This is a genomic window from Stenotrophomonas sp. CFBP8994 (assembly GCF_034044835.1).
Classification (GTDB): Bacteria; Pseudomonadota; Gammaproteobacteria; order Xanthomonadales; family Xanthomonadaceae; genus Stenotrophomonas; species Stenotrophomonas rhizophila_A.
This window is the reverse complement of sequence record NZ_JAXCWT010000003.1, coordinates 315,674-329,324: the sequence shown is the minus strand read 5'-3', so window position 1 is coordinate 329,324 and position 13,651 is coordinate 315,674. Positions and strand designations below refer to the sequence as shown.

Genomic DNA, 13,651 nt, shown 5'->3' with positions numbered 1-13,651 from the left:
GCGGGGTTTTTTCTTAGTTGCCCCAGTTGGGCATCGGCATCGCGTCGACCGGGATCGGCGCGTCGTCCGCGTCCTTGCCGCGGTCACGGCGGCCGCGCAGGTCGTTCTGGATCTGGTAGTTGCGGCGCTGCAGCCAGGCATCGCGGGTCAGCGCGTACTCGTCCACGGCGCCGTCGCGGATATCGTCCAGTGCCAGCAGCTGCGAGCGCATGTCCACCAGCTGCAGGCCCTGCAGGGGAATGCGGACCTTGTCTTCCTCGATCGTGCGGATCGGCGACAGCGGAATGTCGCCAGCCAGGCCGAACACGTCGCGCACGGTACGCGGGCCGAAGAACGGCAGCTCCACGTAACGCGAGCTGCGCCAGCCCCAGGCACCCAGGGTCTGGCCGAAGTCTTCACTGCGGCGCGGTACCAGCGCGCGGCTGGCCGGGTCGAAGAGACCACCGATACCCAGCGTGGAATTCATCATGAACCGGCCCAGGCTGTCCCAGGCATCCCCGGGGCGGCCCTGCAGCAGCTGGTTGGTGATGGTCACCGGCGCGCGCAGGTTGCTGAAGAAGTTGGTCACGCCGGTGCGTGCGAAGCGCGGCACGACATTCACGTAAGCGGTGGCCAGCGGGCGCGCGACCGCGCGGTCGACCACGTTGTTGAACGCGTGCACGCGGCGGTTGAAGCCTTCCCACGGGTCGTACGGCGAGCGACCCGGTTCGGCACCGTCGGCGGTCGGCGCCGGACCGCCGTACAGCGCGGCGAAGTCGTCCTCGGCACCCGTCGGCGCGACCTCCGTGGCGGCCGGCACGGGCGCGCCATCGCCTTGGGCGGAATCAACGGCGGCCACGGGTGCCGCAGGGCTGGCGACGGTCGGCGAGGTCGCTGCATCGGCGGCGCTGTCGGCCGCTGCGGGAGCCGCCGGTGCGGAGGCGGGCGCTACCGCCACGCTGGCGGGCGCGCTGTCGCGGGCCGGCTTGGTTGCACAGGCACTCAGCGCCAAGGCCAGCAGGAGAAGGGAGGCGGTGCGTATGACGTTCATGTCAGCTCGCGGCAGAAGGGGCATTGAAATCCAGGGACGGCGCCAGCCGATAGGCGGCGCTGAGTTCGGTGAAACCAGGAGGGGTACCGTTGAGAACCAGCGTACGCCCGTTCGCGCGCGCGCGCGCCGAGAGCTCGGCCAGCAGCGCCAGGCCGGCGCTGTCCACGCCCTCCACCGCCGCCAGGTCGAGCTGGGAGATGCTGTCGGGGAGGGCCTTCAGCTGCGGCCACAACGCCACGACCGCATCGCGGTCCAGCACGCCGGTGAACAGGGCGCGCGGACCGTCGAGCTGTACGGTGGCGTTACTTGCCATTACCGGCCGGCCCGGCCTGCAGGGTACCGCCCCGCAGTTCCTTGGCCACTTCCTGGATGCCCTTCTGGCGCAGCGGGCCGTCGAACTGGGTACGGAAGGTCTGCACGTAGGAAATGCCTTCGATATTGACGTCGAAGATCTTCCACTGGCCGTTGACGTTGCGCATCAGGTACTCGACCGGGGTCGACTCGCTGCCGGCGCGCAGCAGCTCGGTCGATACCTTGACCCCGCGGTTGCCCGGCAGCGGCTGCTCGCCCTTCAGGCGGAAGCTCGGCTTGCCCTGGATGGTCAGCAGGGCCGAACCGTAGCGCTGCATCAGGTTGTCGGCCATGGCATCGGCGAACAGCTTCACGTCCGCGTCCGAAGCCGTGCGCGCGTTGGAACCCAGCACCAGGCGCGCCGCGTAATCACGGTCGAAGGTGCGGTTGAGCTCGCTGTCGATATAGCTGCGCAGCGCGGTCGGGTTCTTGCTGAACTCCGCACGGCGCTGCTGCAGGGTGTTAAGGATACGGGTGCTGGCATCCAGTACCACCTTGCCGGCCTGGCTCTGCGGCGCGGCGGCGGTGGCCGGGGCGGCCTGGGCAAACGACAGCGAGGGCAGGGTGGCGAGCAGGGCCGAAGCGAGCAGCGCCGGAATCAGGGTCTTTTTCATTTCTGCGGTTCCGTTGCCGGCGCTTCCGCGCCGGGAGCTTCCTGGGAAGCGGCGCCGGCATTGCCCGGGCCGCTGAACATGTACTTGCCAACCATCTGGATCAGGTCCACGGCCGGCTGGGTGAAGACGATCTCGTCACCGGACTTGAGCACCTCCGGGTCACCGCCCGGTTGCAGTCCGATATAGCTTTCGCCGAGCAAACCGCTGGTGAATATGCCGGCGGAGGTGTCGGCCGGCAGATCCTTGAACTTCGGGTCCAGCTTCAGGGTGACGATCGAATCGAAGCGGACCGGGTCCAGGTCGATGTTGCCCACCTGGCCCACCACCACGCCGCCGATCTTCACCGGCGCCTGCTTGCGCAGCTGGCCGATCTGGGTGAAGCGCGCCTTGAGTTCATAGCCCTCGCTGCCGAAGCCCCAGCGCTGGTTGGTGGACGCCATCGCCAGCACCAGCAGCGAGGCCAGCGCCAGCAGCAGGAACGCGCCGACGGAAAATTCGAGTCTGGGACCGCGGATGGCCATGTTCATCTCACCGTATCTGATCAAAGGGGGTTGCGGGTCAGCGGAACATCATGGCCGACAGCACGAAGTTGAACATCAGCACCAGCAGCGAGGCGTTCACCACCGCGCGGGTGGTGGCTACCGACGTGCCCTCGATGGTGGGCTCGGCGTGGAAGCCCACGTACGACGCCACCAGCGCGGCGGTGCCGCCGAAAATGGCCGACTTCAGCATTGCCACGCCGAAATCGTCCCAGAAATCCACGCTGTTGCTCAGCGCCGACCAGAACACGCCGTTGTCCAGGCCCAGCACGTGTACGGCTTCGAAGTAGCTGGCGCTGATCGCCAGCGAACAGAAGATGCCGGTGAGCAGGGGCACGGTGAGCACCGCCGCCCAGAAGCGCGGTGCCACCACCTTGGCCACCGGGTCGATCGCCATCAGCTCCAGCGCCTTGATCTGGTCGGTGGCGCGCATCAGCCCCAGCTCGGCGGCAATCGAGCTGCCGGCGCGGCCAATGAACAGCAGCGCGGTCAGCACCGGTGCCAGTTCGCGGTACAGCGACAGGCCCAGCAGGGTGGACAGCGCATCTGCGGCGCCGAACGTGGTCAACGTGCGGTAGCCCTGCAGGGTCAGCACCAGGCCCACGAAGGCACCGCCCACCGCGATGATCGGCAGCGAACGCGCGCCCACCTTGTAGATCTCGCGGGTCAGCTCGGCCAGGAAGTCCGCGGTCGGCAGCGAACCGCGCAGCACGGTCAGCGAGAACAGGCCGGCCCGGCCCAGTGAACGGGTGCTTTCAACGAACGGCATCAGGCCACCTTCGCGCGGGGCGCGGCATCGAACGGGATCGGGCCGTCCGGCTGTCCGTGCAGGAACTGGCGCAGCAGCGGGTCCTGGCTGGACTCCAGCGCGGCCGGGCTGCCCTGGAAGACCACACCGCCATTGGCAATGGCGATCACCTGGTCGCAGATCGGCAGGGTCTCGTGCACATGGTGGCTGACGATGATGCTGGTCAGGCCCAGGCTGTGGTTGAGGCGCTGGATCAGGCTCATGATCACGCCGCTGGCGATCGGGTCCAGCCCGGTCAGCGGTTCGTCGTAGATCATCAGCGGCGGGTCCAGTGCCAGCGCGCGCGCCAGTGCCACCCGGCGCGCCATGCCGCCGGACAGCTCGCGCGGCCAGGCATCGGCGGCGGCCAGCAGGCCCACCGCATGCAGCTTCATGTCTACCAGCCGGCGCAGCACCGGCGCCGGTAGCTTGGTGTGCGTGCGCAACGGCAGCGCCACGTTCTCGGCCACAGTCAGGTCGGTGAGCAGCCCATTGCCCTGCAGCAGCACGCCGACACTGCGGCGCATCGCGCGCAACGCGCTGCTGCCGGTGGGAATGGGCTGGCCGAACAGGGTCACGCTGCCCGCCGCGGGGCGCAGCTCGCCGGTCAGGGCGGCCAGCAGCGTCGACTTGCCGCTGCCCGACGGGCCGAGCACGGCGGTGATGCTGCCACGCGGTACCGACAGCGAAACGTCGCGCAGGATCGCCCGACCGCCGCGATCAATACGCACGTTCTCCAACTGCACCAGCGGTTCTGCGGAAGCCGTCATGGACGCCATTAACAAAATTCCAACGTTGTAAGATCGTGGTGGGCGGCTGAACAAAACCGAACTGGACCGTGCAGTATTGTCGCATGTCGGCATCCCAAGCCCCGCCACGGCGCGGTTCCCGGCCCGCAACACTGCGTACCGCCCTGATCTGTGCGGGAGGTCACAGACGTCACCGGCCTGCCGCCCGTATCGGCGAGGGTCGAGATTGGCGCCGGGCTGCGGCACACTGCCGCGATGACCGACCCCGCTTCAGACTTCCGCCTGTACCACTCCAATTCGCTCGACGTGCTGGCCGCGCTGCTGGCCCGCACCCTGCGCGAGCCGGTGGCGGGGCAGTCGATCCTGGAGCCGGACGTGGTGCTGATTCCCCAGGTGGCGATGCGGCGCTGGCTGCAGTCCACCCTGGCGGCGGAGTATGGCATTGCCGCCAACCTGGCGTTCCTGACCCCGGGCGAGTTCGTGGCCCGCGCGCTCAATGCCAATGTGCCGGGCGAACATGACGACCTCACTGCCGCCGCGCTGCACTGGAAGCTGTACGCCGCGCTGACCGACCCGCTGCTGATGGCGCAGCCGCCGCTGCGCGCGCTGCAGGCGTACCTGTCCCAGCCCGACCCGCTCAAGCCGTGGGCGCTGGCCGGGGAGCTGGCCTCGGTGTTCGAGAAGTACCAGGCCTGGCGCCGCGACTGGCTGCTGCGCTGGGAGGCCGGCGCCGACCCGCTGGATCCGCAGGCGATCCTGTGGCGCCACATCGGCAGCGGCCACCAGTACCGCGCGCGCCGCATCCATGCTTATCTCGACGGCTTCGAAGGCGCGGACCGTCCATTGCCGGCGGGGCTGCCGCCGCGCCTGTTCGCCTTCGCCACCTTGAACGTCTCGCCGGATGTGCTGCGCGTGATGGCCACCCAGGCGCGGGTCGGCACGCTGCACTTCTACCTGCCCACGCCGACACGTTCCTACTGGGGCGACCTGCAGACGCTGGGCGGGCGGCTGCGTGCTGGCGCGGTTGATCCGTTCGGCAATGGCAGCGATGAGAACCGCCTGCTGCAGGCCTGGGGCGCGGCAGGGCGCGACTTCATGGCGGTGCTGGGGAGCTATGAAGTGGTGCATCCGTCCGGTGAGATCGCGGCCTACGACGATCCCGAAGAAGACGCGCGCCCGGACATGGCGCACGGCGGCCTGTCCGACAGCCTGCTGCACCGCCTGCAGCGCGACCTGTTCCACCGCCGCGCGCAACCGGCCGGTGCGTTGCGATCGGGGCTGCTGCGCAACGACCCCAGCCTGCAGGTGCATGCCTGCCACACCCGCCTGCGCGAACTGCAGGTGCTGCACGACCAGCTGCGTGCGCTGCTGCAGGACCCGCGCTTCGATCCGCCGCTGCAGGCACGCGACATCGCGGTGCTGGCACCGGACATCGACCCCTACGTGCCGTACCTGGAAGCGGTGTTTGGCGGCCGCAGCGGTGGCGAAGACCACATTCCCTACGCCCTGGCCGATACCAGTCCGCTGACCGGCGAACCACTCGCCGATGTGTTCGTCCACCTGCTGGGATTGCCGGTGTCGCGCTTTGGCCTCAATGAAGTGCTGGACCTGCTGGCGAGCGCGCCGCTGGCCGAAGCGGCCGGGCTGGATGCGGCCGCGTTCGACCGCCTGCACGACTGGCTGCAGGCCGCCGGTGCGCGCTGGGGCTTGAGTGCGGCGCACCGCGCGCAGCACCAGGCACCGGACGATGATGCCTACACCTGGCAGTTCGCGCTGGACCGCCTGCTGCTGGGCCATGCCAGCGGCAGCGACGGCGACATCGCCGGGGTGGCGCCGTGGCCGGAGCTGGAAGGCAGCGCACTGGATGCGCTGGACCGCCTGCTTGGGCTGATGCGGGTACTGGCCCGTTACCAGCGCGCACTGGGCGAGGCGCTGACACCGGCGCACTGGCGCCAGCGCCTGCTGGCCATGCTGGATGCGCTGTTGCCCGAGGCACCGGAAGCGGCCAGCAGCCAGCGCGCGCTGGAACGGCTGCGCAAGCTGGTCAACGAGTTCGCCCGCGATTCCGAACGCGCCGGGTTCACCGGTACGGTACCGCCAGAGGTAGTGCGCGCACATTTCGCCGGCGCCTTGAGCGAGGCCGACACGCGCGCGCCGCTGCTCACCGGTGGCATCAGCTTCGGGCGCATGGTGCCGATGCGGCTGCTGCCGTTCCGGGTGATCTGCGTGCTCGGCCTGAACGATGGCGATTTCCCGCGCCGCGACCCGGCCGCCGGGCTCAACCAGCTCACTGCCGAACTGGGTACCGACAAGCGCCGCCACGGCGACCGCTCGCTGCGCGAGGACGACCGTTTCCTGTTCCTGCAGCTGTTCGCCTCGGCGCAGGATGTGTTCTACCTGAGCTACCTGGGCGCCGATCCGCGCGATGGCAGCGTACGCGAGCCCTCGGTGCTGGTCAGCGAGCTGATCGATGCCGCCGCCGAATACCATGAGGACCCCTCGGCGGCGGCAAAGCAGCTGACCGTGCGCCATTCGCTGCAGCCGTTCTCGCCGGCCGCCTTCGGTGGCGGCGATGAGCCGCGACGTTTCAGCTACCGCCAGCAGTGGCACCCGGCCGCCGGTTCGCTGGGCAGCGTGCGTCGCGCGCCGCCGGCGTGGTTCGAGCAGGCGCTGGCGCCGCTGGAGCAGGAGGGCGCGCCCGAACTCTCGCTGGACGCGCTGCGCCGCTTCCTGGTCGATCCCGCCGGGCAGTTCCTGTCGCAGCGGCTGGGCCTGCGCCTGCCCGATGACCTGACCACCGCCGACGACCTGGAGCCACTGGTGCTGGCCGGCCGGGGACTGGAGCAGCGCCTGCTGCAGCACGCGGTGATCGAGGCGACCCTGCAGGGCGATGACACCCCTCTCTATGCACGCCTGCGCGCCCGCGCGCTGCTGCCGTCGGGCGCACTGGGCGAACGCCAGTTCCAGGCCCTGCAGGAGCAGACCCGCCCGTATGCGTTGGCACTGGCCCAATGGCGTGGCGACAGCGACGCCGACAGCCGCCGCTATGAGGTGGAGATCGATGGCGTGCGCCTGCATGGGCGGGTGGACGACATCCACCCGCAGGGCATCGTGCGCCTGCGCGCGGGCAGCTTGAACGGCCCGGCGGCGATCCGGCATGGGCTGGACTGGCTGCTGGCCAACGCCGCCGGCGATGCACTGGCGCTGGTCGAATTCCACGACGGCGGCGACGACGGGGTAGGGCCGCACGTGCTGCCTGCAGTGCCCGCGTCCACCGCCAGGGCGGCGCTGCAGGCGCTGCTGCAGCTGCGTCGCGAAGGCATGTGCGCGCCCCTGTTGTACGGGCCGTACACCGCCTGGACGCTGTACCGCGCGCCCGCCGCCAAGCGTGAAAGCGAAGGCTGGGCGCAATGGCATGGCGGCGAACGCCGCTGGGGCGAAGCCAGCGGCGATGCGGTGCAGCTGGCCCTGCGCGGCCGCGATCCGTTCGCCGACGCAGACAGCTATCAACAGCTGCTGCACACCAGCTTCGTGGTGTTCAGTGCGGTCCGCGAGGGCCGGGTGTTCCAGGGCTTCAGCGACGAAGGAGCCGTGGCATGAGCGGGCTGATGCTGCAGGACGACCCCTACCTGTCGCTGCCGCTGGACGGCGTGCGCCTGATCGAGGCCAGCGCCGGCACCGGCAAGACCTTCACCCTGGCCACGCTGTTCACCCGGCTGGTGGTGGAGCAGGGCTACCGCATCGGCCAGATCCTGGCGGTGACCTTCACCGACGCGGCCACCCAGGAACTGCGCAAGCGCATCCGAGAGCGCCTGGCGCTGGCCGCGCAGCTGCTGGCGCGCGCACCGGCCGCCGACGACGCACCCGAGGTGCAGCTGACCCGCTACCTGCTGCAGCGCGAACTGGCGCTGGGCCGGGAAACACCCGCAGCGTTGGCCCAGCGCCTGCAGACCGCCGCCGATGAGATCGACCTGGCCTCGATCTTCACCATCCATGGCTTCTGCACCCGCGTGCTGCGCGAGCACGCGCTGGAAAGCGGGCATACCTTCGACCCGCCCACGCTGCTGCCCAGCGAACGCGAACTGCACGACCAGCTGGCGGCCGACCTGTGGCGCGTGCATGCCAACGACCCGGCCACGGTGGATGCGTTGACCCGGTTGTGGTCCGCGCCCGATGCGCTGGCGCGCGACCTGTCGGCGCTGATCAAGCCATTGCCGCTGCTGCCCGCGTTGCCGCAACAGCACCTGGAGGATCCCAGCCCCGCGCTGCAGGTGGCCGCCGAGGCGCTCGGCAGTGCGATCGACGCGCATGTCGACGCCGCCCAGGCCAGCATCGCCAACGCCTTCGAGCGCAAGCTCTTCGACGGTCGCCGCGCGCGGAGGCCGAGCTTCGACAAAGCCTTTGCCGAGCTGCTGGCCGGTCGTGCAGCGCGCACCTGGCCGCGTGGTTCCACCTCGCACCTGGGCAAGCTGCTGCCGGTGGCGTTGCTCGGGTTCTGCAAGGAGGACCAGCAGGGCCATTGCCCGGCCTCGCCGCTGTTCGATGCGCTGCAGACCTGGTGGCACGCCGCCGATGCCCGCGACCAGTGGCTGCGCCAGCAGGCGCTGCTGCTGCTGCACCAGTTGCGCGGGCAGGCCCGTGCGCGGCTGGACGAACTCAAGCGGGTCGGCCGCGTGCAGACCTACGATGACCTGATCGACGGCGTGGCCGCCGCACTGGAGGGCCCGCACCGCGCGGCGCTGGTGCAGCAGCTGCGCGCACAGTACGCCATTGCGCTGGTGGATGAGTTCCAGGACACCGACGACCGCCAGTGGGGCATCTTCCAGCGCGTGTTTGGCGATTCGCCCGAAACCCGCGACGCCGGGCTGGCGCCGGCGCTGTTCCTGATCGGCGATCCCAAGCAGGCCATCTACGGGTTCCGCGGCGGCGATATCCACACCTACCTCAAGGCCAAGCGCGAAGCAGAGGCCGCACCGGCGTTGAACCGCAACTTCCGCTCGCGCCCCGGCGTGCTGCGCGCGCTGCAGGCGTTGTACGACGCCGCAGGCGAGCGCGCGTTCCTGGAAGCGGACATCGCCTTTGAACCGGTGCTGCCGGGCAGTACCCGCGACGATGCCGATTTCCTGCGCGATGGCCAGCCCGCACCCGGGCTGACCCTGCGCCTGCTGCGCAGTGACGATGGTGCTGACTTCAAGGCAGACCCCTCGCGCCAGCAGGCCACCGACGCCTGCGTGGCCGCGATCCACCAGGTGCTGCTGGAGGGTCGCGAAGGCCGCGCGCTGCTGCGCGGGCAGCCGGTGCAGCCAGGCGACATCGCAGTGCTGGTGCGGCGCCACCACGAAGCCACCCGCATCCAGCGCGCGCTGAGCGCGGTGGGCATTCCGGCGGTGGCTGCCGGCAAGCAGAGCCTGTATGCGACCGCCGAAGCCCGCGAGCTGCGCGTGCTGCTGCTGGCCCTGCTGCAGCCGGCCGATGAAGGCCGCCTGCGCGCGGCGCTGTCGACCGTGCTGCTGGGCGAAAACGCCGCCTCCATCGACGCGATGGAGCGCGACGGCGACCCGCAGCGCGCGTTCCAGACCCGGCTGCTGCTGTGGCGGGAACGCTGGCTGCGCGGCGGGCCGTTCGCGGTCATCGCCGACCTGTGCGCCGAACACGCCGAGCGCCTGCTGGGCCTGCTGGATGGCGAACGCCGGCTCACCAACTACCTGCAGCTCGGCGAGCTGCTGCAGCAGGCCGCGGGCCAGGCGCTGGGCATGCACGGCCTGCTGGACTGGTTGCAGGTGCAGATGGCACACGCCGACCAGGACGATGAACAACAGCTGCTGCGGCTGGAATCGGATGCGCACCGGGTGCAGATCATCACCCTGCACAAGAGCAAGGGGCTGGAATACCCGCTGGTGTTCCTGCCGTTCGTGGGCATCGACAGCGGTGGCGGCAACACCGACTCCAACTGCACCGTGTACGCTGAAGGTCGCCGCGAGCTGCACTGGAAGCTGGACAAGGACGAGGCCTGGAGCGCGGCCAGCGAGCGCAGCGCACAGGAGCAACGCGCTGAAGACGCGCGACTGCTGTATGTGGGCCTGACCCGCGCCGAGCATGCGCTGTGGATCGCGGCCGGCGACCTGGCCGGGCTGGCGAAGACGCGGCTGGCGCCGATGCTGTCCGACCTCGACGCGTTGCGCGCGCACCCGGACATCGCGGTCATCGAAGGCCTGGTGGAGGCGCGCCCGGCGCAGCTGCCAGTGCAGCGCGAAGGCGAGCTGCCGCCGGTGCGCGCCATCACCCGGCGGGTGCCGCACGACTGGTGGGTGTACAGCTTCACCCAGCTGGCCCACGCCGACGCCGGCCACGACACCGACGCGGTGGCCACCGAAGCGCCCGCCCCGGCAGCCGACGAACCGGCCGGCGTGGAACTGCCGCTGGAAGTGGAACCGCCCGCGCCCGGTGAGCCGCAGCCGGAGATCGACCCGCGCTTCATGGGCAGCCGCTTCGGCAACGTGCTGCACGATGCACTGGAGAACACCGATTTCGCGCGCTGGGCGGACTGGCGCGCGGGCGACCCGGCGCCAGGCGATGAGGCCGAGGTGCTGCGCGAATCGCTGCGCAGCGAAGGCTACGCCGATGCCGACCTGGACGACGGCGTGGCGGTGCTGGTGCCGCTGGTCGGCCAGACCCTGACCGTGCAGCTGCCCGAAGGCGGCGCGCTGCACAGCGTGCCGCTGCACGACAGGCGGGCCGAGATCGAGTTCCACTTCGCCATGCAGCCCACCGCGGTGCCGGCGCTGCTGCAGCTGCTGCACCACCACGGGCTGGTGCCGGACCGCCGCGGCTTTGGCACGCGACGCCAGCTCGAGGGGCTGATGACCGGCAAGATCGACCTGACCTACGTGCGCGACGGACGCTGGTACGTGCTCGACTACAAATCCAACCGCTTGCCCGGCTACGACGCCGCGCGCCTGGCGGCCGCCATGCAAAGCAGCGAGTACGACCTGCAGGCCTTGATCTACACCGTGGCACTGCACCGCTGGCTGCGCTTCCGGCTGGGCAGCCACTACATACAGGAGCGCGACTTGGGCGGCATCCGCTATCTGTTCTGCCGCGGCCTGGAAGCGGGACGCGCGGACGCACCGGGCGTGCATGCGCAGCGCTTTGCCCCGGCCCTGGTCGAGGCGATGGATGCACTGTTTGCAGGCGGCCCCGGGAAGCACGCCGAACTGGTGGCACGCGCGCGGGGTGAGGCATGAGCCTGCTCGACGCACTGCTGAAGCAGGGCACCCTGCGCACGCTCGACCATGCGCTGGCGCAGAGCCTGCGCCGGCTGCAGCCGGAGACGCCGGATGCGGTGCTGGCCGCCGCCGCGCTGGCCTCGCTGGCGGTGGCGCAGGGCCACGCCGGCGTCGACCCGGCGGCGCCCCGGCGGTTGGTGGATGCCGAGCTGGACTGGCCTTCGCCGGACACATGGCTGGCGCAGCTGCGTGCATCGCCGTGGGTGGCATCCCCCGACAGCGACGACGTGCTGGCCGCCGATGCACCGCTGGTGCTCGAACACGGCCTGCTGTACCTGCGCCGTTACCGCGAATATGAACGCCGTTTGGCACTCGGCCTGCAGCGCATCGCCGCGCATTCTTTGCCGGCGCACGATCCGGGCGGGCTCGCCACGCTGTTCGCCCAGCTGTTCCCGCAGGCGCTGGAGGGCATCGACCACCAGGCGCGCGCGGCTGCAGTGGCGCTGCGCCATCCACTGGTGCTGGTCACCGGTGGCCCCGGTACCGGCAAGACCACCACCATCGCGCGCCTGCTGGTGCTGTTGGCCGCGCAGGCGCAGCAGGCCGGTGCGGCCCTGCCACGGGTGGCACTGGCCGCCCCCACCGGCCGCGCCGCCGAGCGCATGGCCGACAGCCTGCGCCAGGCGCTGCAGCGGCTGCGCCTGGTGGGTGTCGCGTCCGAACTGGCCGAGGCCATGCCGACCACCGGGGCGACCCTGCACCGGCTGCTCGGCGTCATTCCCGATTCGCCACGCTTCCGCCACCACGCCGACAACCCGCTGCCGTACGACATCGTGGTAGTGGACGAGGCCTCGATGATCGACCTGCCGCTGATGACCAAGCTGGTCGAAGCGGTGGCCAGCGGCACCCGGCTGGTGCTGCTGGGTGACCCGGACCAGCTGCCGTCGGTGGAAGCCGGCGACGTGCTCAGCGCGATCCTGCAGGCCAGCGGCGACGGCCTGGGCACCCAGGCCGATGACGCGGCCGCGCTGCGCCCGCTGCTGGCCGCCCCTGCGTTGCTGCCGCTGGCCCCGCCCCGCGCGTTCGCCGGTCGCCGCGTGCAGCTGCAGCGCGGGTACCGGCAGAGCGATGCGCTGGACCTGGCGCCGCTGGCGCGCGCGGTGCGCGAGGGCGACAGCGCTACCGCGCTGCAGCTGCTGCGCGGCGGCAGCCTGGCCGGCGTGGCGTTCCACGAAGACCAGGTCGACCCACTGCTGCAGCACCGGCACACCCTGCTGGCGCACTGGCGCGGGTTGGGCGAAGCCGATGATCCGGTGCAGGCGCTGGCGCAGGCCGGACGGCTGCGCCTGCTCACCGCGCTGCGCGAGGGGCCGCAGGGAGCGCGCGGGCTGAACGAGCGGATCGAAGCCGCCCTGGCCGGCAGCGCGCGCCCGGGCAGCGGGCCCCGCTATTTCCATGGCCGGCTGCTGCTGATCACCGAAAACAGTTACCGGCACCGGTTGTTCAACGGCGATATCGGCTTGTGCCTGCGCAGCCGCGAAGGCGCGATGCTGGCCTGGTTCCCCGGCGACAGCCCGGAGCAGCCACGCGCCTTCCACCCGGCGGCGTTGCCCGCCCATGAAAGTGCCTTCGCCATGACCGTACACAAGGCACAGGGCTCGGAATTCGATGAGGTCTGGTTGCAGCTGCCCCGGCGCGACAACCGGGTGCTGTCGCGCGAGCTGGTGTACACCGGCATGACCCGCGCGCGGCAGGCATTGCATGTACTGGGCAGTGCAGAGGTGATGCAGGCCGCATTGGCGCGGCATGCCAGCCGGTTGTCCGGGCTGGCGCAGCGACTGGAGGGTAGAGCCGGGCCTTGCCCGGCTGTACCTGCAGCGCCCGCCCAAGGCGAACTCTGGTAGAGAAAGGCGCTACCGCCGCTTGCAGAATCAGGCGTCGCCTTCTTCTTCTTCTTCCCCGGGAATCAGCACGGTGCCGTCCGGGTACACGATCGCACCGTCGCCGCTGACATCGAAGAAGCCGATCTGGTGCTTGTTGGCCAGGATCTGCACCTGGCCATGGGCGTCTTCGGCCACCTCGTCGTCGAACGAGGCATAGATGATATGGGTGCCGATGCTGTAGTCGGTCACCTGCGGGCGGTCATCCTCGTCATCGGACAGCGGGCCGTCCATCGGCGGGAAATCTTCGGCCAGTTCGGTGAAGAAGGCCTGCAGCGCCGGCACCGAGACGGCGGCGTCGTCGTACTCGTGCTTCTCGTTCCATTCGGTCTGCGCGTTGTACCACTGCAGGAACGCCTCCGCTTCGCGCGGCGCCACGGCCGGGTCGAACACCATCACGTCGTAACTCATTGGG

The 13,651-nt window shown here is 70.3% G+C and carries 10 protein-coding genes; 3 read left to right on the top strand and 7 right to left on the bottom strand.

What is annotated here, in order from left to right:
* Positions 1-13 precede the first annotated feature (13 nt).
* Genes SOM39_RS09950 through SOM39_RS09925 form a run of 6 tightly spaced genes read right to left on the bottom strand, consistent with a single transcriptional unit; the run spans position 14 to position 4,091 of the window.
* The gene (locus SOM39_RS09950; protein ID WP_320458236.1) at positions 14-1,030 is read right to left on the bottom strand and encodes a VacJ family lipoprotein; all 1,017 of its coding nucleotides are present in this window, start codon (positions 1,028-1,030) and stop codon (positions 14-16) included.
* 1 nt (position 1,031) lies between these two features.
* Positions 1,032-1,343 (bottom strand): STAS domain-containing protein, encoded by a 312-nt coding sequence (locus SOM39_RS09945; RefSeq protein WP_320458235.1) that lies wholly within the window; start codon positions 1,341-1,343, stop codon positions 1,032-1,034.
* On the bottom strand, positions 1,333-1,995 hold the full coding sequence (locus tag SOM39_RS09940) for an MlaC/ttg2D family ABC transporter substrate-binding protein (RefSeq protein ID WP_068847976.1): 663 nt from the start codon (positions 1,993-1,995) through the stop codon (positions 1,333-1,335). Before SOM39_RS09940 ends, SOM39_RS09945 begins: the two co-directional genes overlap by 11 nt.
* The gene (gene mlaD / locus SOM39_RS09935; RefSeq protein ID WP_068854468.1) at positions 1,992-2,516 is read right to left on the bottom strand and encodes an outer membrane lipid asymmetry maintenance protein MlaD; all 525 of its coding nucleotides are present in this window, start codon (positions 2,514-2,516) and stop codon (positions 1,992-1,994) included. Before mlaD ends, SOM39_RS09940 begins: the two co-directional genes overlap by 4 nt.
* A 37-nt stretch (positions 2,517-2,553) precedes the next feature.
* Entirely contained in the window at positions 2,554-3,303 is a 750-nt protein-coding gene (locus tag SOM39_RS09930; protein ID WP_068847974.1) for an MlaE family lipid ABC transporter permease subunit, read from the bottom strand.
* Positions 3,303-4,091 carry an ABC transporter ATP-binding protein gene (locus SOM39_RS09925; RefSeq protein WP_320458234.1) on the bottom strand — a complete coding sequence of 263 codons (789 nt, stop codon included), beginning with the start codon at positions 4,089-4,091 and terminating at the stop codon, positions 3,303-3,305. The genes SOM39_RS09930 and SOM39_RS09925 overlap by 1 nt, the downstream gene beginning before the upstream one ends.
* 234 nt (positions 4,092-4,325) lie before the next feature.
* Here SOM39_RS09925 and recC point away from each other — a divergent pair, with 234 nt between their 5' ends.
* From recC to recD, 3 genes are read left to right on the top strand one after another with little or no spacing between them, the layout of a single operon-like run.
* A complete protein-coding gene (gene recC, locus SOM39_RS09920; RefSeq protein WP_320458233.1) occupies positions 4,326-7,670 on the top strand; it encodes an exodeoxyribonuclease V subunit gamma in 3,345 nt (1,114 codons plus the stop codon).
* Entirely contained in the window at positions 7,667-11,314 is a 3,648-nt protein-coding gene (gene recB, locus SOM39_RS09915; RefSeq protein WP_320458232.1) for an exodeoxyribonuclease V subunit beta, read from the top strand. Before recC ends, recB begins: the two co-directional genes overlap by 4 nt.
* Positions 11,311-13,200 (top strand): exodeoxyribonuclease V subunit alpha, encoded by a 1,890-nt coding sequence (gene recD / locus SOM39_RS09910; protein ID WP_320458231.1) that lies wholly within the window; start codon positions 11,311-11,313, stop codon positions 13,198-13,200. Before recB ends, recD begins: the two co-directional genes overlap by 4 nt.
* A gap of 27 nt (positions 13,201-13,227) precedes the next feature.
* On the opposite strand, the gene SOM39_RS09905 is transcribed toward recD, so the two are convergent.
* Positions 13,228-13,647, bottom strand: coding sequence for a hypothetical protein (locus SOM39_RS09905; RefSeq protein ID WP_093535498.1), 420 nt, complete (start codon positions 13,645-13,647; stop codon positions 13,228-13,230).
* Positions 13,648-13,651: the final 4 nt, after the last annotated feature.

Excerpts from the sequence above, each read along its gene's own strand:
- mlaD (WP_068854468.1), bottom strand. The coding sequence starts at position 2,516 with ATGGCCATCCGCGGTCCCAGACTCGAATTTTCCGTCGGCGCGTTCCTG.
- recB (WP_320458232.1), top strand. The coding sequence starts at position 7,667 with ATGAGCGGGCTGATGCTGCAGGACGACCCCTACCTGTCGCTGCCGCTG.
- SOM39_RS09940 (WP_068847976.1), bottom strand. The coding sequence starts at position 1,995 with ATGAAAAAGACCCTGATTCCGGCGCTGCTCGCTTCGGCCCTGCTCGCC.
- SOM39_RS09950 (WP_320458236.1), bottom strand. The coding sequence starts at position 1,030 with ATGAACGTCATACGCACCGCCTCCCTTCTCCTGCTGGCCTTGGCGCTG.
- SOM39_RS09945 (WP_320458235.1), bottom strand. The coding sequence starts at position 1,343 with ATGGCAAGTAACGCCACCGTACAGCTCGACGGTCCGCGCGCCCTGTTC.
- SOM39_RS09930 (WP_068847974.1), bottom strand. The coding sequence starts at position 3,303 with ATGCCGTTCGTTGAAAGCACCCGTTCACTGGGCCGGGCCGGCCTGTTC.
- SOM39_RS09925 (WP_320458234.1), bottom strand. The coding sequence starts at position 4,091 with ATGACGGCTTCCGCAGAACCGCTGGTGCAGTTGGAGAACGTGCGTATT.
- recC (WP_320458233.1), top strand. The coding sequence starts at position 4,326 with ATGACCGACCCCGCTTCAGACTTCCGCCTGTACCACTCCAATTCGCTC.
- recD (WP_320458231.1), top strand. The coding sequence starts at position 11,311 with ATGAGCCTGCTCGACGCACTGCTGAAGCAGGGCACCCTGCGCACGCTC.
- SOM39_RS09905 (WP_093535498.1), bottom strand. The coding sequence starts at position 13,647 with ATGAGTTACGACGTGATGGTGTTCGACCCGGCCGTGGCGCCGCGCGAA.